Raw genomic sequence first — 23,261 nt, forward strand, 5'->3', positions numbered from 1 at the left:
AGCACGACGATGCCCAACGGTTCCCCCTCGCACATCGTGAAATCCTACGAGGAAGACCTCAAGCGCCTGCGCGAGATGATCGCCCGCATGGGCGGCCTGGCCGAGCGCCAGGTGGCGGATGCGGCCGATGCGCTGATCCGCCGCGACAACAAGCTCGCCGCCGAGGTCGTCGCCCGCGACAAGCTGCTGGACGACATGGAGCGCGAGGTGGAGCAGTTCTGCGTCCGCCTCCTCGCGCTGCGCCAGCCCATGGCGCAGGACCTTCGCCTCATCATCGCCTGCATGAAGATCAGCCAGGACCTGGAGCGCATCGGCGACTACGCGCGCAACGGTGCCAAGCGCGCCATCGTCGTCTCGCAGCAGCCGCTCCTCGGCAGCCTCAACGGCTTCGAGCGGATGGCCGAGCTGGTGCAGGAAAACCTCAAGGGCGCGATCGACGCCCTGGTCGAGGAGGACCACGCCCAGGCCGACGCGGTCTGGGCGAATGACGAGCCCATTGACGGCATCTACAACGGCATCTTCCGCGAGATGCTGACCTTCATGATGGAAGATCCGCGGAACATCACCGCCGCCACGCACCTGCTCTTCATCGCGAAGAACATGGAGCGCATCGGCGACCACGCCACCAACATCGCCGAGCGCGTGCATTTCGCCGTGCTCGGCACGCCGCTGACGGAGGAACGCCCCAAGGCGGATGTCTCCACCTCGGCGGTGGTCCAGCCCCCGGCTTAAGGAGTGCGCGCCATGCCCGAAGGCTTCCATGGCGGGGCCAAGCCCACCATCCTCGTCGTCGAGGATGAGGCCGCCCTGCTCGCCCTGCTGCGCTACAACCTCGAGCGCCAGGGCTTCCATGTGGAGGAGGCGACGGACGGGCAGGAGGCGCTGATCCGCATCGCGGAAGCCAAGCCCGACCTCGTCCTGCTCGACTGGATGCTGCCCGCCATGTCCGGCATCGAGGTCTGCCGCCAGATCCGCCGCCGCCCCGCCACGCGTGACCTGCCGGTGATCATGGTCACCGCCCGCACCGAGGACCAGGACGCGGTGCGCGCGCTGGACACGGGCGCCGATGACTACATCGCCAAGCCCTTCGCGGTGGAGGCGCTGCTGGCCCGCATCCGCGCCCTGCTGCGCCGCTCGGCCGCCGTGCCGGCCAAGGGCAGCATCTCCTATCACGACCTGGCGATGGACCAGGACGCGCACCGGGTCACCCGCAATGGGCGCCCGCTGCACCTGGGGCCCACCGAATACCGGCTGCTGGAATTCTTCCTCTCCCACCCGCGCCGCGTCTTCACGCGCGAGCAGCTTCTGGACGCCGTCTGGGGCCGCGACATCCATGTGGAGCTGCGCACGGTGGACGTGCACATCCGCCGCCTCCGCAAGGCGATCAACGATGAGGGCGAGGTGGACCTGATCCGCACCGTCCGTTCGGCCGGCTACGCGCTGGACGCCGACGGCGGCTGACCCGCCCGCCGGCAAGCGCCTCCATCGCAGCCCAGCCGTAGCTCCCGAGGATCCGGCCGCACGTGCGGCCGGCGGAAAGCTTCAGCTTTCCGAAACCAAGCGCGCGGAGCGCGCGCCCGGCTTTTGAGGGCAGAAAATCAGATCACCAGTTCAATCAGGAAGGGCCCGGGGCGCGCGAAGCTCTGCGCCATCAGGTCGGCCACCTGATCCAGCGTGGTGGCCTGCGCCGCCTCCACGCCCATGGATTCCGCCAGCTTCACCCAGCCGATATCGGGGTTGCCGAGGTCCAGCATGTTCATCGCCGTCGGGCCCGGATTGGCGCCCACATTGCGGTATTCGCCGATCAGGATCTGGTACTTGCGGTTGGAGAGGATGATCGTCGTCACCGGCAGCCGCTCGCGCGCCTGGGTCCAGAGCCCCTGCACCGTGTACATGGCCGAGCCATCCGCCTGCAGCGCGATGACGCGCCGCCCAGCCCCGCCGATCGCCGCCCCCGTGGCCAGCGGCACGCCGCAGCCGATGGCGCCGCCCGTGATCTGCAGCCAGTCATGCGCGGGTGCCGCATGGGTGTGCGGGAAGAAGCCGCGGCCGTAGCTCACCGCCTCATCCACGATGATGGCGCCTTCCGGCATCAGCGCCGCCACGGTGCGCGCCAGCCCCTCGGGCGTCGGCGCGCCGCGCTCGGCCTCGGGCCGCGGGCCGGCATCCGGCATGGCGACCTTGGGCGCATTCAGCTCCTCGGCGAGCGCGGCCAGGGCGGTCACCGCATCCTGCTCGGGCCGCGTCAGCACCGTGATCGTCGCATGCTCCGGATGGTGGCGGGAGGGCATGTTCGGGTAGGCGAAGAAGCCGATGGGCGCCTTGGAGCCGACCAGGATGATGTGCTCGTAATCCTTCAGCCGCGCGATCGCCTGGTCCGCCGGATAGGGCACCCGCTCGAGCTGGAGGCGGCCGCGGCCGCGCTGGAACTTGGCGTTGGAGGTCTCGGCCAGCAGATGCGCGCCGGTCGCCTGCGCGATGCGGTTGGCCTCGACCTGCGCGGCCTCGCTCGTGCCCATGGTGCCGCCCAGCAGGACCAGCACGTTCTTCTTCTCGCGCAGCACGCGCGCTGCATTGCGGATGGCGTGCATCTCGGCCTGCGGCACGGCGGGCACGGGCAGGGCGTCCGCCACCACGCCGCCGTCATCCCAGCAGGTGTCGGAGGGCAGGATCATGGTGGCGATCTGCCCGGGCGAGGTGCGGGCGGCCTGCACTGCGCTGGCCGCGTCGGCGCCCACGTCCTGGGCCTTGGTGCTGGTCCGCACCCATTGCGAGACGCCGCGGGCGAAGCCCTCGGTATCGGCGGTCAGCGGCGCGTCGAAGGGGCGGTGATAGGTCGCCTGGTCGCCCACGCAGTTCACGATGCCCGAGCGCGCGCGCCGGGCGTTGTGCAGGTTGGAGAGGCCATTGGCCAGGCCCGGGCCGCAATGCAGCAGCGTCACCGCGGGCTTGCCCGTCATGCGCCAATAGCCATCCGCGGCGCCGGTCACGACATTCTCCTGCAAACCCAGCACGCAGCGCATGCCGGGGATGCGGTCGAGTGCCGCCACGAAATGCATCTCGCTCGTGCCGGGGTTGGAGAAGCAGACCTCCACGCCGCTCTTCAGCAGGCTATGCACAAGGCTTTCGGCACCGTTCACGCGAATTCTCCCAAGGACTGGACGTGGCAGACAGCCTGGGCCACAGAAGCATTCCGGGCAAGACGGGGGTCGCGATGTCGAAGTCCACGGGCAGCAAGATCTGGTTCATCGGCTTCATCGTGGGCGCGCTCGCCATGATGGCCTTCCACCAGGCCTTCCTGCATGTCCTGCACCACCACGCGCACAAGCTGCCCATGCTGACCGATGCCGTCGGCCGCTTCCCCATGGCCTTCGACCTCCGCCCGGCCCCGCCCTTCGGCCTGCCCCTGCTGGCCATGCAGGGCCTCTGGGGCGGCGTCTGGGGCATCATCATCGCGGGGCTGGTGCGCGTCACCCGCGCCGAGAATTTCGACCTGCCGCTCGGCCTCGTCTTCGGCGCCCTCGCCATCACGGCGGTGGAGACCACCGGCCTGCCCGGCCTGATCGGCCTCCCCATCCTGAACAGCGCGAACGAACCGGCCCTGATCCGGGCCGCGGTGCTCAATGGCGCCTTCGGCTTCGGCGTCGTCTTCCTCCTGCGCCCCTTCGCGGTGCGCGGCTGAACCGCCATATGGCGGTCATGGACACGCCCGACCTCCAGGTCCGCCCGGACCCCGCCGACCCCCGACTGACCCGCCGCGTCACCGGCCTCGACCATACCGGCGCCGAGGTGGAGACCAGCGTCACCATGGAACGCCCCCTCACGCTCTATCTGAACGGGCAGGAGATCGTGACCATGATGACGATCCTCGACCGCCCGGAGGACCTGGCCGTGGGCTACCTGCTCAACCAGGGCATGCTGCGCGCGGAGGACCGGCTGACGGCGGTGGATTATGATGACGACCTCGGCGTCGTCGTCGTCCGCACCGAGGCGCGGACGGATTTCGAGGAAAAGCTGAAGAAGAAGACGCTCACCTCCGGCTGCGCCCAGGGCACCGCCTTCGGCGACCTCATGGAGGGCTTCGCGAGCGTGCGCCTCTCCACCGAGGTGAAGCTCCGCACCAGCGACCTCTACCGCCTGCTGCACCGGATCAACACGATCCCCTCGCTCTACCTGGAGGCCGGCGCCATCCATGGCTGCGCGCTGGCGGCGGCCGACCAGCCGCTCTGCTACATGGAGGATGTCGGCCGCCACAACGCGGTGGACAAGATCGCCGGCTGGATGTTCCGCGCCGGCGTCTCCGGGGCGGACAAGATCTTCTACACGACCGGGCGCCTCACCTCGGAGATGGTGATCAAGACGGTGCGGATGGGCATTCCCATCCTGCTTTCGCGCTCGGGCTTCACCGCCTGGGGCGTGGAACTCGCGCGCGAGGCGAACCTGACGCTGATCGGCCGCTGCAAGGGCAAGCGCTTCACCGTGCTGGCGGGCGAGGGCCGCATGGTCTTCGACGCCGACCCCCGCTACGTCGAGGAGGAGAGCGCCAAGCACTGGCGCAAGAACTCGGCCGAGGCAGAGTAGGGGTCCACCCGCCCAACAAACCGGCAGAGGCTCCGTTCAAAAAATGTCCATGCGGGCCGAAGGCTCTTTTCATCGGGGTTGAGGGGCGCATCATCCCCGGATGACCGCGCCCCGCCAGATGGCCCTCGCCACCCTCGTCCAGCCGAATGGCAACCACCTCGCCGCCTGGCTCGCCCCCGGCGCGCAGCCCGATGCCGGCACCGACATCGCCTGGTGGCAGCGCATCGCGCAGATCGCCGAGCAGGGGAAGTTCGACCTCTTCTTCATCGCCGACACGCCCACCGTCCGCACCGACGACATGCGGATCTGGAGCCACGCGCCCGTCTTCATGAACCAGCTCGAGCCGCTGACGCTGCTCTCGGCCGTGGCGGGCGCCACGAAGCGCATCGGCCTCGGCGCCACCGTCTCCACCAGCTTCAGCGAGCCCTACAACGTGGCGCGCTTCTTCGCCTCGCTCGACCACATCTCGCATGGGCGGGCCGCCTGGAATGTCGTCACCTCGGCCAATGACTTCGCCGCGCGCAACTTCGGCCACGCCAAGCTCCCCCCGCACAGCGAGCGCTACGAGCGCGCGGGGGAATTCGTGGAGGTGGTGAAGAAGCTCTGGAACAGCTGGGAGCCGGACGCCTTCGTCTATGACACCCAGGAAAAGCTGACCTTCGACCCCGCGAAATTCCACCTCGTCCAGCATGAGGGCAAGCATTTCCGCGTGCATGGCGGGCTGAACATCGCCCCCGCCCCGCAGGGCCACCCCGTCATCATCCAGGCCGGCGCGTCCGACACCGGCAAGGAACTCGCCGCCGCCACCGCCGAGGTCGTGTTCGGCACCTCCGCCACGATCAAGAGCGCCGTCGCCTTCTACAGTGACCTCAAGGGCCGCATGGCGAAATACGGGCGCGCGCCCGAGCATCTGAAGATCCTGGGCGGCATCACCGTCATCGTCGGCGACACCGTCGCGGAAGCCGAAGCCCTGAACCGCGAGTACCAGGAGCTGCTGCACCCCGCCGTCGGCGTCATGCGCCTCGGCCAGGACCTGGAGACCGACCTCTCCGACCTGCCGCTGGACGAACCCGTGCCCGAATCCCGCATCCCCGCCGCCAGCAACCACCACCAGGCCTATTTCGCCGAGATCGCCGGCCTGATCCGCGAGGGGCTCACGCTCCGCCAGGTGGCCCAACGCTACAACCGCAGCAAGGCGACGCTCTGCGGCACCCCCGCGCAGATCGCCGACCTGATGCAGGAGTGGATGGAGGCCGGCGCCTGCGACGGCTTCATGGTCACCTTCCCCGTCATGCCGCGCGGGCTGCAGGATTTCGTGGACAAGGTGGTGCCGGAACTCCAGCGCCGCGGCCTGTTCCGCCAGGACTACACCGGCACCACGCTGCGCGCGCATCTCGGCCTGCCGCGCCCCCGCCACCCCGCCGAGGAGACCCCCGCATGACCCTGCCCCGCCGCTCCCTTCTCGCCGCTCCGCTGGTCCTGCCCGGCCTCGCCACGGCGCAAACCGTGGATGGCTGGCCCAACCGCCCGGTGCGCCTCGTCATCGCCTTCGCGGCCGGCGGCGCGCTGGACGCCATCGCCCGCTCCATGGGGCGGCACATGGAGCGCGAATACGGCCAGCCCTTCGTGGTGGATGCGCGCAGCGGGGCGGGCGGGCGCATCGGCACCGCGCATGTCGGTCGTTCCCCAGGCGATGGCTATACCCTGCTCGTCACCAGCAGCGCGGCGCATGGCGTGGCCCCGGGCCTCTACCCGGACCTGCCCTATCACCCGATGAACGACTTCACCCATATCGGCCTGGTCGGCACCGCGCCCATGGTGCTGCTGGCCAGCGCCAATGCCCCCTACCGGGACCTGGCGGGCCTCGTCGCCTCCGCCCGCGCGCGCGGCACGCCGGTCAATTTCGGCTCGCCCGGGATCGGCAGCCTCGGCCACCTCACCGGCGAACTCGCCGGCCGCACGCTGGGCATCCCCGTGCAGCACGTCTCCTACCGCGGCTCGGCCCCCGCGCAGCTCGACCTGTTGGCCGGGCAGCTCGAACTGGTCTCGGACAACCCCTCCTCGCATAGCGGGCCGATGCAGGCCGGGCGCATCCGCTGCCTTGCCGTCGCCGCGCCCGCACGCATGGCCGCCTTCCCCGATGCGCCCACCTGGGCCGAGCAGGGCTACCCGCAGATGGTCGCCAGCGCCTGGTATGGCTTCTCCGGGCCGGCAGGCATGACGCCGGCCATCACCCAGCGCCTCAATGCCAGCCTCGCCGCCTGGCTCGCCACGCCCGAGGCACGGGAATTGCTGCGCGGCATGGCGATGCAGCCGGAAGGGCGGATGTCCCCCGCCGAATACACCGCCTTTGTCGCCTCGGAAGTCGCGCGATGGGCCAATGTCGCACGCGAGGCGAATGTCAGGGTCGAAGGATAAAGGGCCTCCGGCGGCTGGGGCCGCGGGCCCCAGACCCCATCAGTTGACGCGGCGCCATACCCGCCGGACAAGCGCCACATGCACGAGACCTATGGCGTCATCCTGGCAGGCGGACTCGCGCGGCGGATGGGCGGGGGGGACAAGCCCCTCCGCACCCTCGCCGGCAAGCCGATGCTCGACCACGTCATCGCCCGCATCGGGCCGCAATGTGCGACGCTGGCGCTCAACGCCAATGGCGACCCGGCCCGTTTCGCCGCCCATGGCCTGCCCGTCCTGCCCGACACCCTGCCCGACCACCCGGGCCCGCTCGCCGGCATCCTCGCCGCCATGGAGGCCTCGCCCTTGCCCTGGGTGGTGACGGTGCCCGGCGATTCCCCCTTCCTGCCGGAGGACCTGGTCGCGCGCCTGCACGCCGCGCGCGAGGCCGCCGGCACGCCCATGGCCTGCGCCGCCTCGGGCGGCTACGCCCACCCGCCCATCGCCCTCTGGCCGCGCGAACTGGCCGCGGCCCTGCGTCAGGCCGTCACCGAAGGCGAGCGGAAGATCGACCGCTGGACCGCCCGCCATGGCGTCGCCCATGCCGAATGGCCCACCACCCCCTTCGACCCCTTCTTCAACGCCAATACCCCCGAGGAACTGGCGGAGGCAGAGAGGCTCTTGCTCAACCGGGGTGTTTCGCCGTAACGCTCAGGGACGCTTTCCGGGAGACAAGAACATGAAGGCCGTCATCACCGGCATCCTCGCCGCCACCATCCTGTCCGTCGCCGCCGCCTTCGTGCTCGACACGCGCGTGCAGGAATCGGCCGAGCAGCGCTTCGCCACCTCGGGCGTCCGCCTCTAAGGCCCGAACCGGGCCGGCCCGCGCCGGCCCGCCTGACGCGTCAGGGGCGTAGAACGACCCGCCCCACGGCCCGCCGCCCGCGCACCTCGGCCATCGCCTCGCGGAACTGCGCGAGCGGGAAGCCCGCGTGCACCTCGGGCCGGAGCTTCCCTTCGGCCCACCATGCCACCAGCTGGTCCCACAGCGCCCGCACCCGGGCCGCGTGCAGATCGCGCCCATCGCCCGGCGACCAGCCGAGATAGGTGCCCCAGTTGAGCCCGGCCACCGCGATGTTCTTGAGCAGCAGGATATTCGCCGGCACCGTCGGGATGCGCCCCGCCGCATAGCCCACCGTCACCAGCGTTCCGCCATCGGCCAGGCAGCGGAGCGATTCGTCGAAGACATCGCCGCCCAGCGTGTCCAGCACGCAGGCGACACCCGCGCCGCCCGTGATGTCCCGCACCGCGTCCCGGAAGGGCGCATCACTGTCCAGCACCGCATCCGCGCCGCGGGCGTGCAGCATGGCATGCTTCGCCGCCCCGGCCCGTGCGATGACCCGCGCGCCCAGCGCCTTCAGGATCTCGACACCCGCGAGCCCCACGCCGCCCGCCGCGCCATGCACCAGCACCCAGTCGCCCGCCTGCACCCGCCCGCGCCACATCAGCGCCGAGGCGGCGGTCGGATAGCTGATCGGAAAGGCCACGGCGGGCTCCAGCGGCAGCCCGTCCGGGATGGGCACCACATGGATGGCGTCCACCACCGCCTCCTCCGCGAAGCCGCCCCAGTCCAGCGCGGCAAAGACCCGCGTGCCGACGGGCAAGGGCCCTTCCAGCACCGTCCCCACCACCTCGGTCCCCGGCGCGAAGGGAAGCGGCGGCTTGCGCTGGTATTTGCCCGCGACAACCAGCTGCACGGCGAAGGAGACCCCCACCGCCGCGATCCTGATCCGCACCGCGCCCGGCCGCATCGGCGGGCGCGGCACCTCCTTCACCTCCAGCGCGTCGAAATCGCGCCAGGATTCGCAGATCAACGCACGCATCATCTCACTCACCCTTGATGTCCGCCTCGCGGATCAGCCGGCCGAAGCGCTCATATTCCGTGCGCACGAAGCGCCCGAAGGCCTCGGGCGTGCTCGCCACCGGCTCGGCGCCCATCGAGCGGAACCGCGCCTGCGCCTCGGGCGTCGCCGCCATCCGCGCCACGGATTCCTGGATGCGCGTGGCCACCGCCAGCGCCATGCGCGGCGGGCCCCACATCCCGTACCAGGTGGTCATCTCGTAGCCCGGCACCGTCTCGGCCACGATGGGCAGTTCCGGATGGTCCGGCAGCCGCGCCAGGGTGGTGACGGCCAGCGCCCGCAGCCGCCCCGCCCGCACATGCCCGGCCGAGGAAGCCAGGCTGTCGAACATCACCTGCACCGTGCCGCCCAGCAGATCCTGCAGCGCCGGGCCGGAGCCGCGATAGGGCACATGCACCATGTCCGTCCGCGTCATCAGCTTGAACAGCTCGCCCGCCAGGTGCGGCGCACCGCCGATCGAGGAGGAAGCATAGGAAAGCCGCCCCGGCTGCGCCCGCGCCAGGGCGATCAGCTCCGCCACGTTGCGCGCCGGCACCGCCTCATTCACCACCAGCACCAGCGGCACCTTCACGATCTCGGAAATCGGCGTGAAGTCGGTCAGCGCGTCGTAGGGCATGTTCCGCTGCAGGTGCGGCACGATGACATGGGCCGAGGCATTCACCAGCAGCGTCGTCCCATCCGGCGCGGCGCGCGACACCTCGCCCGCGCCGATGGCGCCCCCCGCCCCAGGCCGGTTCTCCACCAGCGAGGGCTGCATGCCCGCGGACGCGACGCGGCCCACAAGGTCGGTCGGCCCGCCGGGCGGATAGGGCACGATGAAGCGCGTCGGCCGCTCCTGCGCCTGCGCCACCCTTTGGGCGGCCATGGCACCGCCCAGCGCCGGCATGGCCAGCATGGCCCGTCTTGTCGCGATCATCCGCCCTCCCTTTCCAGTCGTGGATTTTGGGCGATGATAGGCGCAACACAGAGGAACGCCATGTCCCAACCCTTGAAGCCCTATGAAGGCCTGGTCGTGCTGGACGCCGCGCAGGGCATCGCCGGCCCCTATTGCGGCATGCTGCTGGCGCAGGCCGGCGCCACCGTCATCAAGCTGGAGCCGCCCAAGGGCGACTGGTCGCGCGGACTCACCTCGCGCGCGGGCAGCCACAGCGTGATGCACACCGCCTTCAACCGCGGCAAGCGCAGCCTGGTGCTGGACCTCGCCACACCCGAGGGCCAGGCGCGCGTGGCGAAACTCGCCGCCCGCGCCGATATCCTGATCGAGGCCTTCCGCCCCGGCGTCGCCGCCCGCATCGGCCTCGCACCCGAGGCGGCGAAGGCGGACGCCGTCTGCGTCTCGGTCTCGGGCTTCGGGCAGACGGGCCCCTATCGCGAGCGGCCCTGCACCGATGGCATCGCCCAGGCCTTCTCCGGCCTCGTCGCCGTCAACACCGGCGCCGATGGCGTGCCGCACAAGGCGGGCACGCTGGTGGTGGACGTCGTCACCGGCATCTCCGCCTTCGCGGCCTGCCAGGCCGCTCTCGCCGAGCGCGCGCAGGATGCGGCCGCCGGGCGGCCCGGGCGGCGGCGGCACCTCGATGTCTCGCTGATGCAGACGGCCGCCGCGCTGATGGTGCTGCCCATCTCGGAATCCGGCCTGCTCGGCCGCATGCCGGGCGAGCTGAACACACCCGCCGGCAGCTACCCGACCAAGGACGGCGCCTGGATCATGTTCGCCCTGGTGCGCGAGGAGGAGTGGGTGACGCTCTGCCGCACCATCGGCCGCACCGACCTGCTGGAAGACCCGCGCTTCACCGACTTCAAGGCGCGCTTCGCCAACAAGCCCGCCCTCATCGCCATCCTGCGCGAGGAATTCATGACGCGCGACGCCGCCGAATGGGTCGCGCTGCTGCAAGGCGCCCGCCTGCTGTGTGACCGCGTGAACACGCCGCTCGAATTCCTGGCGGATCCGCATGTCCAGGCGGTGGGCGCCGCGCCCCTCCTGCAGCAGCCCGAACTCGGCGCCCTGCCCTTCCCCGCCATCCCGGGCTTCGGCGCCTGGGAGCAACCCGCCCCCGCGCTGGGCGAGGACACGGACGCGCTGCTCGCCGAATGGGGGATCTGAGCCATGGCGCATGACGCCCAGGGCAACCGCGCCAGCTTCGCCTCGGCCGAGGCCGCCCGCGCCTTCGACCACATGGTGGAGGGCTTCCTCAAATACCGGCTGGACACGCCGCAGCGCCTGAAGGCGGCGCTGCAACTCGACCCCGAGGCGCCCCTGCCGCACATGATGCAGGCCGGCTTCGCCATGCTGGCCTACAAGGCCGCGCATGTGCCGGCCGCCCGCGCCGCGCTCGACCAGGCGCGCAAGCTCGGCGGCAACCCGCGCGAGCAGATGCACCTGGCGGCGCTCGACGCCTGGGCCGATGGCGCGCAGGACCGCGCCATCGCGATCTGGGAACGCATCATCGCCGAGCACCCGCGCGACATCATGGCCTTCCGCTTCCACCATTTCGGGGCCTTCTGGATGGGCCGCGCGCCCGCCATGTGGAACGCCGTCGAGGGCATCCTGCCGCATTGGGACGGCGAGGTGCCGGGCTATGGCTCGGTCCTCGCCTGCCGCGCCTTCGCCAATGAGGAGGCGGGGCACCTGCTCATCGCCGAGCATGCGGGGCGTGAGGCCATCCGCCGCGACCCGGCCGATCTCTGGGCCGCCCATGCCGTGGCCCATGTGCTGGAGATGCAGGGCCGCCGGGCCGAGGGCATCGCCTGGATCACCGGCCTGAGCCGCCATTTCGAGGGCGGCAACAACCTGAAGCACCACATCTTCTGGCACCAGGCCATGTTCCACCTGGAGCGCGGCGAACATGCCGAGGTGCTGCACCTCTACGACACCGGCTTCCGCAACCTGGACAGCCCCGTCACCCAGATGCAGCCCGACCTCTACATCGACTGCCAGAACGCCGCCTCCATGCTGTTCCGGCTGGAGCGCCAGGGCGTGGATGTCGGCGACCGCTGGGAGGAACTGGCCGAAAAGGCCGAGGCCCGCATCGGCGACTGCCTTTCCGCCTTCACCCTGCCGCATTGGATGATGGCGCTCTGCGCCGCCGGCCGCTTCGAGGCGGCGGAGCGGATGCTGGCCGCGATGCGGGATTATTGCGGCGCCAACAGCGGCGAGAACCCCCGCGTGGTGCGCGAGGCGGCACTGCCCTGCTGCGAGGCGCTGCTGCTGCGCGCCCGCGGCATGCACGCGGCGGCGGTCGCCGTGATGCGCCCGGCCCTGGGCGGCATGCATGAGCTGGGCGGCAGCCACGCCCAGCAGGATGTGCTCGAACAGCTCTTCCTCGATTGCGCCATGGCGGCCGGCCTCGACGCGGACGCGCAATTGCTGCTGGAGCGCGTCACCGGCCGCTGGCCGACCCCGCCCGAGCGCCGGGTGGGATATCGTTCGGCCACGATCGGCTGGCGGGGCTGACCACCGCCAAGCCACTGTCCTGATTCAATGATTTGACAGGAAAATCTTTTTGCGGTGTCAATCCGGTCGCCGCCGCGTATATAGCGGCGCTGATCCGTGGGGCAGGCCGCGCGGGGTGATCCAACTCGTCGCAGGTCGCGAACACCGCCTTGAATTCGGGGGCGGGCCCCGCGCCATGAAGAAAGGTCTGTCGCCTTTGCTGCACACGAGATGGATGTTTGGCGTTCTCGCCCTGGCCCTCCTGCCCGGCTGCGGCATGCAATGGCCTGATCTCTCGCCGGTCGCGTCCAGCTCGGCCGCGCCGCCGGTCAGCACGGTGCCGCGCGGGCCGGACCCCTTGGGCGACTTCGCCGAGACCGCCACGCCGGGCGGCGTGGGCTTCGTGAACGGCGAACGCGCGCGCCTCGTGCGCAGCTACAACGCCGCCAGCGGGCGGGAATGCCGGGAGATCATCCTGGGCGCAGGCAACAGCGAGCGCGTGGCGGTGGCCTGCCGCAACGGCGCCGGCCAGTTCGTCTCCTCCACGCCCCTGCTGCGCGGCAGCTTCAGGTAGCACCTGCATGGATCTCGTGGGCAAGGAGCCGGGCATCCTCCAGATCTTCCGCGCGCGCATGCGGGTCATGTCCGCGCTGATGATCCGCGAGTTGCACACGCGCTTCGGCCGCGAGAACCTCGGCTATGTCTGGCTCTTCCTGGAGCCGGCCCTGCTCGGGCTCGGCGTCGCGGTGTGGCAATGGTCCATCGGCGTCGGCTCCTCCATGAAGGGGGACCTGAACAAGTTCAGCTTCTTCCTGATCGGCTACATCCTCTACTATCTGTTCCGCACGCTGGTCAGCCGCTCGCCGCACGGCATCGCCGCGAACTACCAGCTGCTCTACCACTCGCGCGTGACGGTGGAGGCGGTGATGTGGGCGCGCAGCGTGCTCGACGCCGCCGCGGTCGCCATCTGCATCGCCATCTTCGTTCTCATCATCGGCATCGTCTTCGGCGACTGGCCGAGCAACCCGCTGCAGATGATGGCCGGCGTGCTGCTGATGATGCTGCTCTCGCACGGGACCGGCCTGATCTTCCTCGCCTCGACCGCGCTGAACTCGCAGCTGGTGGATCGCCTCGTCCATCCCTTCACCTATCTCTGCCTGCCCTTCTCCGGCATGTTCTTCATGGTCTGGTGGCTGCCCGGCTCCATGCAGGAGCTGGTGCTGTGGTTCCCGCTGATCCACATCATGGAATTCACGCGCGAGGGGCAGTTCGGCCCGCGCGTGCCCTACAGCTACAACCTGACCTACACGCTGATCTGGATCCTGGGGGTCAATTTCATCGGGCTTTGCGCGCTCAAGGCGGCCAAGCCGCATCTGGAGGTCTGAGCCGCCATGCTGCAGCTGGAAGGCGTCTGCAAGAGCTTCACCAAGAACGGCGTGACGCGCGAGGTGCTGTCGGGCATCGACGCCACCTTCCTGCCGGGCGATGCGGTGGGCATCCTCGGCCGCAACGGCGCGGGCAAGAGCACGCTGATGAAGATCCTCGCCGGCGTCGAGCATCCCACGCGCGGCAAGGTGCGCCGCCGCATGAGCGTCTCCTGGCCGATGGGCTATGACGCTGCGGTGCATGGCGCGTTGACGGGGGCCGACAATGCGCGCTTCATCGCGCGGCTCTATGATCGCCCGATCGGGTGGGTCGAGAGCTTCGTCCAGGAATTCTCCGAGATCGGCGAGGAATTCCACAAGCCGGTCAAGACCTATTCGGACGGCATGAAGGCGCGCCTCATCTTCGCGCTGTCCATGGCGGTGGATTTCGACTGCTACCTGATCGACGAGGTGATCGCGGCCGGTGATGCCCGCTTCGCCGAGCGGTGCCGCCAGGCCCTGCTCGCCCGGCGCGGGCGCAGCGCCTTGATTCTTGTTTCACACCAGACGAATACGGTTCGCCAGCTCTGTTCCCACGCCGCGATCCTCCACGAAGGGAGGCTGACTTTCCATGAAGATCTGGACCAAGCTTTCGCCGAATACGAGCAACTCTAGCTCGGCCGCGGGTGCCTCGCGCCCGCTGCCAACCCTCCCGGCGGCCGGCGCGTCCCAGGTCCAGCCGGGGGGCGCCACGGCGCTCGGCCGTGCGGCGGCGGGCGCCCCATCCGGCCGTGCACCGGCCGTCCCGGTGCGCGAGAAGGCGTTGCGCGACAAGACGGGGCGCGAAAAATCGCTGCGCGCCACCCCCTCGCTGCGTGCCAGCACCAGCCTGGCGGACCGGCTCTCCGGCCGGCCGCTGCCGCCGGTCGGCAGCATGGGCGGGCGGCGGAACTGGCGGGAATGGATCCGCGAGCATCCCTTCACCATGTGGGTCGTCCTGCCCAGCCTGATCGCGGCCTTCTACCTCTTCTTCATCGCGGCCCCGCAATACGTCAGTGAATCGCGCTTCACCGTGCGGGCGCAGATGCCCCGCATCGCCGCCTCCAGCGGCTTGGGCGGCGAGATCCTGGGCTCGGCCGGCTTCATCCCCTCGCCCGAGAACGTCGCCGCCGTCCGCGACTTCCTGCTGTCGCACGACGCCGTCCGCAAGACGCGGGAGAAGCTCGACCTCGTCGAGATCTTCCGCCGCCCTGAAGCGGACCCGCTCTTCCGCCTCTGGTGGGCCCGCCCGACGGCGGAGCGGCTGCGCTGGTATTATCGCTGGCAGGTGACGGTGACGGTGGACCCCACCACCGGCATCTCCGACCTGCGCGTCTGGACCTTCCGCCCCCAGGACAGCCTCGCCCTGTCCAACCAGCTCATGGCCCTCAGCGAGGAGCTGGTGAACGACATGAACACCAAGATCCGCGAGGAGGCGATGCGCGTCGCCCGCACCGAGCTGCGCCGCGCCGAGACCCGCCTGACCGATGCGCGCGTGGCGCTCACCATGTTCCGCCAGCAGGAGCGCGAGGTGGATCCCGCCGCCACCGCCTCCGCCGCCGTGGCCACCATCAACGCCCTGCAGAGCGACATCGCCCGCGCCCGCAGCGAACTGCAGACGCTGCAGGCCTTCGCGCGCCCCGGCAGCCCGCAGGTCATCAACCTCGAGAACCGCATCCGCGGGCTGGAGGCGCAGGTGGCGGAGGAGCGGGCGCGCATCGCCACCGCCTCCTCCGGCGTGACCGAGCAGATGGAGACCTTCGCGCGCCTCACCGCCGAGGTGCAGCTCGCGCAGAACCAGCTCGAAGCCAACATCATCGTGCTCGACCGCGCCAATTCGGATGCCGCCCGGCAGGCCGTCTTCCTCACGCGTGTGGTGGACCCCAACCTGGCCGAGCGGTCGCTCTTCCCCCTGCCCTACTGGGCCAGTCTCTATGTCTTCCTCAGCCTCACCATCCTCTACGGCATGGCCTGGCTGATCCTGACCGGAATGAGAGAACATGCGCGCTGACTTTCTTCGCCCCCTCGTCATCGCGGCTGGTCTTGCCGGGCTGATTCCGGCCGGCGTGCAGGCCCAGAGCCTGCCCGGCGGCGGGCTGCCACCCAACCTCGCCGCGGCCGCCGCCAGCATCGCGAACCGGGCCGGGGGCGGGACGGCGGGCGCCGCCGGCACCGCGCTGGCCGCCCCCCCGGGCGACCCCGGCACCAACCGCCTGGGCAGCACGACCGAGGCCGAGGCCGGCGCCATGGCCGCGCTGCCGCTGGGCGAGGTCAGCCGCGCCAGCGGCCGGCCGACCGCGGTCTTCGGCGCATCGCTGTTCACCCAGTCCGCCGCCGCCTCCTCCGAGGCGCCGAACCCGAACTACGTGCTGACGCCGGGCGACCGCGTGGCCGTGCGCGTCTGGGGCGCGGTGGATGCCGACCAGAGCGGCATGATCGACCCCGCGGGCAATTTCTTCCTGCCCAATGTCGGCCCCATCCCGCTGGCCGGCACCCGCTCGGGCGATATCCAGAGCCGGGTGGAGCAGGAGGTCCGGCGCCTCTACACCCAGCAGGTCCAGGTCTATGCGACCGTCCTCTCGGCCCAGCGCATCGGCGTCTTCGTCACGGGCTTCGTCCGCACGCCGGGGCGCTTCGCCGGCAGCGCCGCCGATTCCGTCATTGACTTCCTGGTCCGCGCCGGCGGCGTGGACCCCTCCCGCGGGAGCTTCCGCGAGATCTCCATCCTGCGCGGCGGCCGCCAGGCGGCCAGCGTGGACCTCTACCGCTTCCTGCTCGACGGCCGCCTGCCCGCGCTGCGCCTGCAGGAGGGCGACACGATCGTCGTCGGCCGGCAGCGCGCCCTGGTGGGGGCCACCGGCGGCGTTCGCAACAACTTCCTCTTCGAGGTGCCCGGCCAGATCATGACGGGGCGCGAGCTGATCGAATATGCCCGCCCCCTGCCCAGCGCCACCAACGCCATCATCCAGGGCACGCGGGATGGCCGGCCCTTCTCGCGCTACAGCACGCTGAGCGAATTCCACTCCCAGCGCCTCGGCGACCAGGATGTGGTGACCTTCATCACCGACCGCCCGATGCAGACCGTGCGCGTCACCGTCGAGGGCAGCCGCGTCGGCCCCTCCGTGCTGGTGATGGACCGCGACGCCCAGCTCTGCAACGCGCTCGACTACATCGAGGTGGACCCGACGCTGGCCGACACCAGCAGCATCTACATCCTGCGCGCCAGCGTCGCCGCCCAGCAGGCCCGCGCCCTGGCCGAGGCGTCGGACCGGCTGGAGCGCGCGCTCTTCCTCGCCACCTCCCCCACCCAGGGCGTGGCCGCCATCCGCTCGGCCGAGGCGCAGCAGATCTCCTCCTACCTGCAGCGCGCGCGACGCGTGGTGCCGGAGGGCCGGATCGTCGTGTTCAGCGGCGGGCGCTGCAACAGCATCCGCCTCGAGGACAACGACATCATCGTGATCCCCGAGCGGCGCGAGACGGTGCTCGTCACGGGCGAGGTCGGTGCGACGCGCGCCGTGCTCTGGCGCCCCGGCATCACCGTGGCGGACCTGATCCGCGAGGCGGGCGGCCTGACGGCGCGTGGCAACATGAACAGCATCATGATCCGCCGCGCCTCGGGCGAGGTGATCCTCGACCCGCGTGAGGCGCCCCGCGCGGGCGACGAGGTCATCGCCCTGCCCCGCATTGATCCGCGCAACCTCCAGGTTGCGCAGGACATCATGCAGGTGCTGTTCCAGGCTGCCCTGGCCGCGCGTGTCTTCGTGCCGGTAAATTAGAGTAACAGAGGCCAGGGCGGCGGGGCGGGGCCGACGCGGCCCGAGCCCCGCCGCGCCCCGGAAAAAGCGCGCCACGGCCCCTCCGCAACGCCACCGCCCCGGCATTGCGGCGTTGCACAATTTTGGGTTGACCTGCCGTCCCGCTTAGGTTGCAGATGGGGCAAGGTTTGCGGTGGGCCGTCCTGGCCCATCGCCTGAGGGGTCTCTCTGCATGCGGTTTTTCGTAGCGTCGGTGTTCCTGGCGGCGGTCTCGATGGTGCAGCCCGCCCAGGCGCAGATGGGACCCGGCGGCCCACCCCCGGCCGTGGGCGTCGTCGAGGCGCGGCGGCAGCCGGTGACCGAGAGCACCGAGTTCATCGGCCGTATCGAGGCGATCAACCGCGTGGACCTGCGCGCCCGCATCACCGGCTTCCTGGAGGAGCGCCTGTTCCGCGAGGGCACCGAGGTGGAGGAGGGCAAGCTCCTCTTCCGCATGGAGCGCGCGCCCTTCGAGGCGCAGCTGGAACAGGCCAAGGCGAATGTCGCCTCGGCCGAGGCGCAGCTCGCCAATGCCCGCACCTCGCTCGCCCGCGCGCGGGAATTGCGGACGACCGGCACCGGCACCCAGGTCGCGCTCGACAACGCACAGGCGCAGGAGCGCACCTCCGCCGCCACGCTGCTCGGCGCCCAGGCGGCGGTGCGCGTGGCCGAGATCAACCTGGCCTATACCAACATCTACGCGCCCTTCGCCGGCGCCATCGGGCGCTCCACCTACACGCCCGGCAACGTCGTCTCCCCCTCCAGCGAGCCGCTTGCCACCATCGTCAGCCAGGACCCGATGCGCGTCGCCTTCACCATCGCCCAGCGCACCGCGCTCGAGCTGCGTGAGCGCTACGAGGGGCGCGGCGGTGCAGCCGCGGTGGTGGTCCGCATCCGCCAGTCGGACGGCACGATCTACCCGCTGCCCGGCCAGATCGACTTCATCGACACGCAGGTCAGCCGCGACACGGATTCGATCCTGGTGCGCGCCAGCATCGCCAACCCGATCCGTGCCGGCATGCAGCAGAACGACATCGGCGCGCGGCAGCTGGTGGACGGGCAGTTCGTGACCGTGCTGCTGGAGAGCGCCCAGCCGGTGATGGCCGTGACCATCCCGCGCTCGGCCATCGCGCAGGACCAGGCGGGCTTCTTCGTCTTCATCGTGGATGGCGAGGGCCGCGCCCAGCGCCGCAACGTGACGCTCGGCCGCAGCACCGCCGAGACCGCCGTGATCGAGAGCGGCCTGGAAGCCGGCCAGCGCGTGATCACCGAGGGCATCCAGCGCGTCCGCCCCGGCCAGCCGGTGAACGCCGCCCCCGCCGGGGTCAGGCCCGCAGCCACCGGCCGGCCGGGCTGACGCCGCATGTTCTCCGCCATCTTCGTCCGCCGCCCGCGCTTCGCCATCGTCATCTCGATCGTGATGACGCTGGCCGGCGCGCTCTCCATGTTCAACATCCCGGTGGCGCAGTTCCCGGACATCGTGCCCCCCGTGGTGCAGGTGACCGCGCGCTATCCCGGCGCCTCGGCCGCCGTGGTGGAAGCCACCGTCGCCCAGCCCATCGAAAGTGCCGTGAACGGCGCGGACCGCATGCTCTACATGCGCTCCAACTCGGGCAGCGATGGCAGCTACTCGCTGGCCGTCACCTTCGCGCTCGGCACCAATCCCGACATCAACACGGTGAACGTGAACAACCGCGTGCAGGGCATCCTGGCGCGGTTGCCGCAGGAGGTGCAGCGCGCCGGCGTCACGGTCCGCAAGCAGTCCTCGGCGGTGCTGCAGTTCATCGGCGTCTCCTCCACCAATCCGGAGCACCCGCCGCTCTTCCTCTCAAACTACGTCACCATCAACATGCTGGACACGCTGCGCCGCCTGCCCGGCGTGGGCGACGTGCAGATGTTCGGCGCGCAGGACTACTCCATGCGCGTCTGGTTCGAGGTGGACCGGCTGAACAACCTCAACGTCTCCCCCTCCGAGATCATCGCGGCCATCCAGGCGCAGAACATCCAGGCGGCGGCGGGCCGCATCGGCGCGCGGCCGATCGGCGAGGACCAGCAGTTCCAGTTCAACATCCAGACCCAGGGCCGCCTGATCACGCCCGATGAGTTCGGCGCCATCGTCATCCGCGCCAATGCCGACGGCTCGGTGCTGCGCGTGCGCGACGTGGCGCGGGTGGAGCTGGGTGCGGCCAACATGGATGTGGAGGCGCGGCTGAACGGCCAGGCCACCGTCACCATGGGCGTCTATCTCTCGCCGGGCGCCAATGCCGTGCAGGTCGCGCAGCTCGTCAGCCGCACCCTCGCCACGATGGGCCAGCGCTTCCCGGAAGGGATGACCAGCACGGTGATCTACGACACCTCCACCTTCGTGACCGACACGATGCATGAGGTGATCAAGACCCTGATCGAGGCCTTCATCCTCGTCGTCATCGTGGTCTATCTCTTCCTGGGCTCGCTGCGCGCCACCATCATCCCGACCATCGCGGTGCCGGTCAGCCTGATCGGCACCTTCGCGGTGCTGTTCGCGCTAGGTTATTCGGCCAACACCATCTCGCTGCTCGCGATGGTGCTCGCCATCGGCATCGTCGTGGATGACGCGATCGTGGTGGTCGAGAATGTCGAGCGCGTGATGGAGGAGGAGCCCGACCTCACGCCGGCCGAGGCCACCAACAAGGCGATGGGCGAGATCACGGCGCCGATCATCGCCATCACCCTCGTCCTGCTCTCGGTCTTCGTGCCGATCGGCCTGATCTCTGGCGTCTCGGGCGTGCTGTTCAAGCAGTTCGCGGTGACCATCAGCGTCGCCATGATCATCTCGGCGATCAACGCGCTGACGCTCTCCCCCGCGCTCTGCGCCATCGTGCTCCGGCATGAGGGGCAGAAGCGCGGGCCCATCAAGTATGTGCTGCGCGCCATCGACAAGGTGCGCGACGGCTATGCCTGGATCGTGGGCCGGCTGGTGCGCGTGGCCTTCCTCTCGATCATCCTGACCGGCGTCTTCGCCTGGGGCATCTTCTCGCTCGGCAGCCGCACGCCGCAGGGCTTCCTGCCGCAGGAGGACCAGGGCGCCTTCTTCGTCCAGCTCCAGCTGCCGCAGGGCTCCTCGGTCGCGCGCACGCGCGAGGCGACGATCCAGGTGGAGAATTTCCTCCGCCAGAACCCGGCGATCGAGAACATCCTCTCCATCATCGGCTTCTCCTTCATTGACGGCGGGGCACAGCCCAACTCGGCCTTCCTCGTCGCGCGGATGAAGCCCTTCGAGGACCGCACGACGGTGGAGGCCAGCGTCTTCACCGGCATCCGCTCGGTCTTCGGCTTCGCCGCCGGCTTCCGCGTCGCCAATGTCTTCGCCTTCAACGTGCCGCCCATCCTCGGCCTCGGCACGGGCGGCGGCTTCGAATACCAGCTCCAGGACTTCGAGGGGCGCGACCCGGTGGAGCTGGGCGGCGCGATGATGGGCATGATGATCGCGGCCAACCAGGATGCACGGCTGGCCGGCGTCTTCTCCACCTTCTCGCCCACCACGCCCTCGCTCTACCTCGACGTGGACCGTGACAAGGCGCAGGCGCTGGGCGTTCGCATCAGCGACATCTTCACCACGTTGCAGGCCTCGCTCGGCGGCTTCTACGTGAACGACTTCAACCTCTTCGGCCGCACCTGGCAGGTGAACATCCAGGCCGAGGCGGTGGACCGCGACGACATCCCCGACATCTGGCGCCTGCAGGTCCGCAATGCGCGCGGGCAGATGGTGCCGCTGCGCGCCTTCGCCGATGTGCGGGTCGTGCTCGGCCCGCAGACCATCCAGCGCTACAATAACGTCCGCTCGGTGACGCTGAACGGCCAGGGCAGGCCCGGCATCTCCTCGGGCGATGCGATGGCGGCGATGGAGGAGCTTTCCACCCGCGTGCTGCCCTCGGGCTACAGCTTCGACTGGACCGGCACCGCCTATCAGGAGAAGCAGGCCTCGGGCCAGACCACGGCGCTGATCGCGCTCGCGCTGCTCTTTGCCTATCTCTTCCTGGTGGCGCTGTATGAGAGCTGGACCATCCCGGTGCCCGTGCTGCTCTCGGTCGCGGTGGGCGGTCTTGGCTCCTTCGCGGCGCTGGTCATCGCGGGGCTGCCGCTCAACGTCTATGCGCAGATCGGCCTTGTCGTGCTCATCGCGCTGGCGGCGAAGAACGGCATCCTGATCATCGAATTCGCGAAGGAGCAGCGCGAGAAGGGCCTGCCCATCCAGGAGGCCGCGGTGCTCGGCTCCAAGATGAGGTTCCGCGCGGTGATGATGACGAGCTTCGCCTTCATCCTGGGCCTGGTGCCGCTGATCACGGCGACGGGTGCCGCCGCGCTGTCACGCCAGGCGGTGGGCCTGCCGGTCTTCGGCGGCATGCTCGCGGCGTCGGTCATCGGCATCTTCATGATCCCGATGCTCTACGTGGTGTTCCAGTCCCTGCGCGAGCGGGTGAAGGGGCTGTTCGGCAAGCGCGAAGGTGAGCCCGCGAAGGCGCATTGAGGCGGGCGGGCGCCCAACGCCCGCCCCGACCCACCCGGCCGCACGGCGCTTGAGGGCGCCAAACAAGCCCATCCGGCCGCACGGCGGCCGGCGCAGCCCGAAAAGGCCAGTGGCCCGGCGCGCCAGCCGCGCGGCGAAGCCCAAGCCGCCGGAGGCGGCGCCCGGCGTCTGAGGGCGCTCAACAAAACCATCCGGCCGCAACCGCGGCCGGCGCCGCCCAACCGGGCTCATGGTCCAGCGCGGCCGTGGTGCGGCGAAGCCAAGCCGCCGGAGGCGGCGCCCGGCGTCTGCGGGCGCTCTACAAAACCATCCGGCCGCAACCGCGGCCGGCGCCGCCCAACCGGGCTCATGGTCCAGCGCGGCCGTGGTGCGGCGAAGCCAAGCCGCCGGAGGCGGCGCCCGGCGTCTGAGGGCGCTCTACAAAACCATCCGGCCGCAACCGCGGCCGGCGCCGCCCAACCGGGCTCATGGTCCAGCGCGGCCGTGGTGCGGCGAAGCCAAGCCGCCGGAGGCGGCGCCCGGCGTCTGAGGGCGCTAAATCGGCGTCTCTTCCCGCTTCTCGGCGAGGTCGCTCCATTCGGGCCACTTCTTCCGCACCACCGGGCTGTCCGGCGCATAGGCGTGGCAGGTGCCGAGCAGGGCGGGGCGCTTGCGCGGCGCGCCGGCCGCCTCGGCCTTGCGCTGCGCCGCCTGGCGGCGGTTGCGCAGCGGCCACATGGTCTGGAAGGCGACGGTGCCCATCTGCGCCAGCACCTCGCGCAGATGAGTGCAGCCCAGCACGCCGCCGACCCGCTCATTCACCGCGCGGTTGAAGCCGGGGCCGATGGTCAGCCCCGCGAGCTTGGCGAAGGCCGGCGTGGCGCCGGTGCAGACGGCGAAGGGCGTGTGGTCGGAGGCCGCTTCGCAGGCGATGATCAGCATGTCCTCGTTGATCGTCATCCGCACCCACATGCCATGGATCGGGTCGCCCGGGCCGACCTGGCCGCGATGTTCCGAGGGGAAGCCGTAGGTCTTGGTGTCGGTGAGATGCGCCTCGATGTCCACCAGCCCGTCCTCGCGCACATAGCCGCGCAGCTGGATGTCGCGCAGGTGTTCGAGCTTGCGGGGGGCGGGGGCTGAGAGCGGCATCCGCCAGAGATAGGCGTTTGATGCGCCGCCGCAAAGGGCGCGACACGTCTGGCGGCACCGCCCGCCCCGTGGTAGCGCCCCCCCATCCGCATTGATCGA

21 protein-coding genes are annotated in these 23,261 nt (G+C 70.4%); 17 read left to right on the top strand and 4 right to left on the bottom strand.

What is annotated here, in order from left to right:
• Window positions 1-9 precede the first annotated feature (9 nt).
• Together phoU and phoB are read left to right on the top strand one after the other, a co-directional pair.
• A complete protein-coding gene (gene phoU, locus R9Z33_RS23445; RefSeq protein WP_318648999.1) occupies window positions 10-732 on the top strand; it encodes a phosphate signaling complex protein PhoU in 723 nt (240 codons plus the stop codon).
• A gap of 12 nt (window positions 733-744) precedes the next feature.
• Window positions 745-1,461 carry a phosphate regulon transcriptional regulator PhoB gene (gene phoB / locus R9Z33_RS23450; protein WP_318649000.1) on the top strand — a complete coding sequence of 239 codons (717 nt, stop codon included), beginning with the start codon at window positions 745-747 and terminating at the stop codon, window positions 1,459-1,461.
• Between the two features lie 137 nt (window positions 1,462-1,598).
• Here the strand turns inward: phoB and R9Z33_RS23455 are convergent, their stop codons facing one another.
• Window positions 1,599-3,140 carry an acetolactate synthase large subunit gene (locus R9Z33_RS23455; protein WP_318649001.1) on the bottom strand — a complete coding sequence of 514 codons (1,542 nt, stop codon included), beginning with the start codon at window positions 3,138-3,140 and terminating at the stop codon, window positions 1,599-1,601.
• 74 nt (window positions 3,141-3,214) lie between these two features.
• Here R9Z33_RS23455 and R9Z33_RS23460 point away from each other — a divergent pair, with 74 nt between their 5' ends.
• The 6 genes from R9Z33_RS23460 (at window position 3,215) to R9Z33_RS23485 (ending at window position 7,840) form a co-directional block, all read left to right on the top strand.
• Window positions 3,215-3,682, top strand: coding sequence for a hypothetical protein (locus R9Z33_RS23460; RefSeq protein ID WP_318649002.1), 468 nt, complete (start codon window positions 3,215-3,217; stop codon window positions 3,680-3,682).
• Window positions 3,683-3,690: 8 nt separating this feature from the next.
• Window positions 3,691-4,581 (top strand): formate dehydrogenase accessory sulfurtransferase FdhD, encoded by an 891-nt coding sequence (gene fdhD, locus R9Z33_RS23465; RefSeq protein ID WP_450104017.1) that lies wholly within the window; start codon window positions 3,691-3,693, stop codon window positions 4,579-4,581.
• Window positions 4,582-4,681: 100 nt separating this feature from the next.
• A complete protein-coding gene (locus R9Z33_RS23470; RefSeq protein ID WP_318649003.1) occupies window positions 4,682-6,022 on the top strand; it encodes an LLM class flavin-dependent oxidoreductase in 1,341 nt (446 codons plus the stop codon).
• Window positions 6,019-6,999, top strand: coding sequence for a Bug family tripartite tricarboxylate transporter substrate binding protein (locus tag R9Z33_RS23475; protein ID WP_318649004.1), 981 nt, complete (start codon window positions 6,019-6,021; stop codon window positions 6,997-6,999). The genes R9Z33_RS23470 and R9Z33_RS23475 overlap by 4 nt, the downstream gene beginning before the upstream one ends.
• Before the next feature lie 78 nt (window positions 7,000-7,077).
• Complete coding sequence (mobA, locus tag R9Z33_RS23480; protein WP_318649005.1) at window positions 7,078-7,683, top strand: molybdenum cofactor guanylyltransferase MobA; 606 nt, start codon at window positions 7,078-7,080, stop codon at window positions 7,681-7,683.
• A gap of 31 nt (window positions 7,684-7,714) precedes the next feature.
• On the top strand, window positions 7,715-7,840 hold the full coding sequence (locus R9Z33_RS23485) for a hypothetical protein (protein WP_318649006.1): 126 nt from the start codon (window positions 7,715-7,717) through the stop codon (window positions 7,838-7,840).
• Between the two features lie 40 nt (window positions 7,841-7,880).
• Here the strand turns inward: R9Z33_RS23485 and R9Z33_RS23490 are convergent, their stop codons facing one another.
• The gene (locus R9Z33_RS23490) at window positions 7,881-8,861 is read right to left on the bottom strand and encodes an NADPH:quinone oxidoreductase family protein (RefSeq protein ID WP_318651692.1); all 981 of its coding nucleotides are present in this window, start codon (window positions 8,859-8,861) and stop codon (window positions 7,881-7,883) included.
• 1 nt (window position 8,862) lies between these two features.
• Window positions 8,863-9,813, bottom strand: a complete 951-nt coding sequence (locus tag R9Z33_RS23495) for a Bug family tripartite tricarboxylate transporter substrate binding protein (RefSeq protein ID WP_318649007.1) — start codon at window positions 9,811-9,813, stop codon at window positions 8,863-8,865.
• A gap of 60 nt (window positions 9,814-9,873) precedes the next feature.
• Here R9Z33_RS23495 and R9Z33_RS23500 point away from each other — a divergent pair, with 60 nt between their 5' ends.
• The 9 genes from R9Z33_RS23500 (at window position 9,874) to R9Z33_RS23540 (ending at window position 22,034) form a co-directional block, all read left to right on the top strand.
• On the top strand, window positions 9,874-11,001 hold the full coding sequence (locus R9Z33_RS23500; protein ID WP_318649008.1) for a CaiB/BaiF CoA transferase family protein: 1,128 nt from the start codon (window positions 9,874-9,876) through the stop codon (window positions 10,999-11,001).
• Between the two features lie 3 nt (window positions 11,002-11,004).
• Entirely contained in the window at window positions 11,005-12,351 is a 1,347-nt protein-coding gene (locus tag R9Z33_RS23505) for a tetratricopeptide repeat protein (protein ID WP_318649009.1), read from the top strand.
• A 214-nt stretch (window positions 12,352-12,565) separates the two neighbouring features.
• A complete protein-coding gene (locus R9Z33_RS23510; protein WP_318649010.1) occupies window positions 12,566-12,904 on the top strand; it encodes a DVU3141 family protein in 339 nt (112 codons plus the stop codon).
• Between the two features lie 7 nt (window positions 12,905-12,911).
• A complete protein-coding gene (locus R9Z33_RS23515) occupies window positions 12,912-13,715 on the top strand; it encodes an ABC transporter permease (protein WP_318649011.1) in 804 nt (267 codons plus the stop codon).
• A gap of 6 nt (window positions 13,716-13,721) precedes the next feature.
• Complete coding sequence (locus R9Z33_RS23520; RefSeq protein WP_318649012.1) at window positions 13,722-14,369, top strand: ABC transporter ATP-binding protein; 648 nt, start codon at window positions 13,722-13,724, stop codon at window positions 14,367-14,369.
• A 148-nt stretch (window positions 14,370-14,517) separates the two neighbouring features.
• Window positions 14,518-15,744, top strand: a complete 1,227-nt coding sequence (locus R9Z33_RS23525; protein WP_318649013.1) for a capsule biosynthesis protein — start codon at window positions 14,518-14,520, stop codon at window positions 15,742-15,744.
• Complete coding sequence (locus R9Z33_RS23530; RefSeq protein ID WP_318649014.1) at window positions 15,734-17,509, top strand: polysaccharide biosynthesis/export family protein; 1,776 nt, start codon at window positions 15,734-15,736, stop codon at window positions 17,507-17,509. Before R9Z33_RS23525 ends, R9Z33_RS23530 begins: the two co-directional genes overlap by 11 nt.
• A gap of 211 nt (window positions 17,510-17,720) precedes the next feature.
• On the top strand, window positions 17,721-18,884 hold the full coding sequence (locus R9Z33_RS23535; protein WP_318649015.1) for an efflux RND transporter periplasmic adaptor subunit: 1,164 nt from the start codon (window positions 17,721-17,723) through the stop codon (window positions 18,882-18,884).
• A 6-nt stretch (window positions 18,885-18,890) separates the two neighbouring features.
• Complete coding sequence (locus R9Z33_RS23540) at window positions 18,891-22,034, top strand: efflux RND transporter permease subunit (RefSeq protein ID WP_318649016.1); 3,144 nt, start codon at window positions 18,891-18,893, stop codon at window positions 22,032-22,034.
• A gap of 534 nt (window positions 22,035-22,568) precedes the next feature.
• Here the strand turns inward: R9Z33_RS23540 and R9Z33_RS23545 are convergent.
• A complete protein-coding gene (locus R9Z33_RS23545; RefSeq protein ID WP_318649017.1) occupies window positions 22,569-23,162 on the bottom strand; it encodes a DUF2889 domain-containing protein in 594 nt (197 codons plus the stop codon).
• Window positions 23,163-23,261: the final 99 nt, after the last annotated feature.

This window comes from Sediminicoccus rosea, assembly GCF_033547095.1.
Taxonomy (GTDB): Bacteria; Pseudomonadota; Alphaproteobacteria; order Acetobacterales; family Acetobacteraceae; genus Roseococcus; species Roseococcus rosea.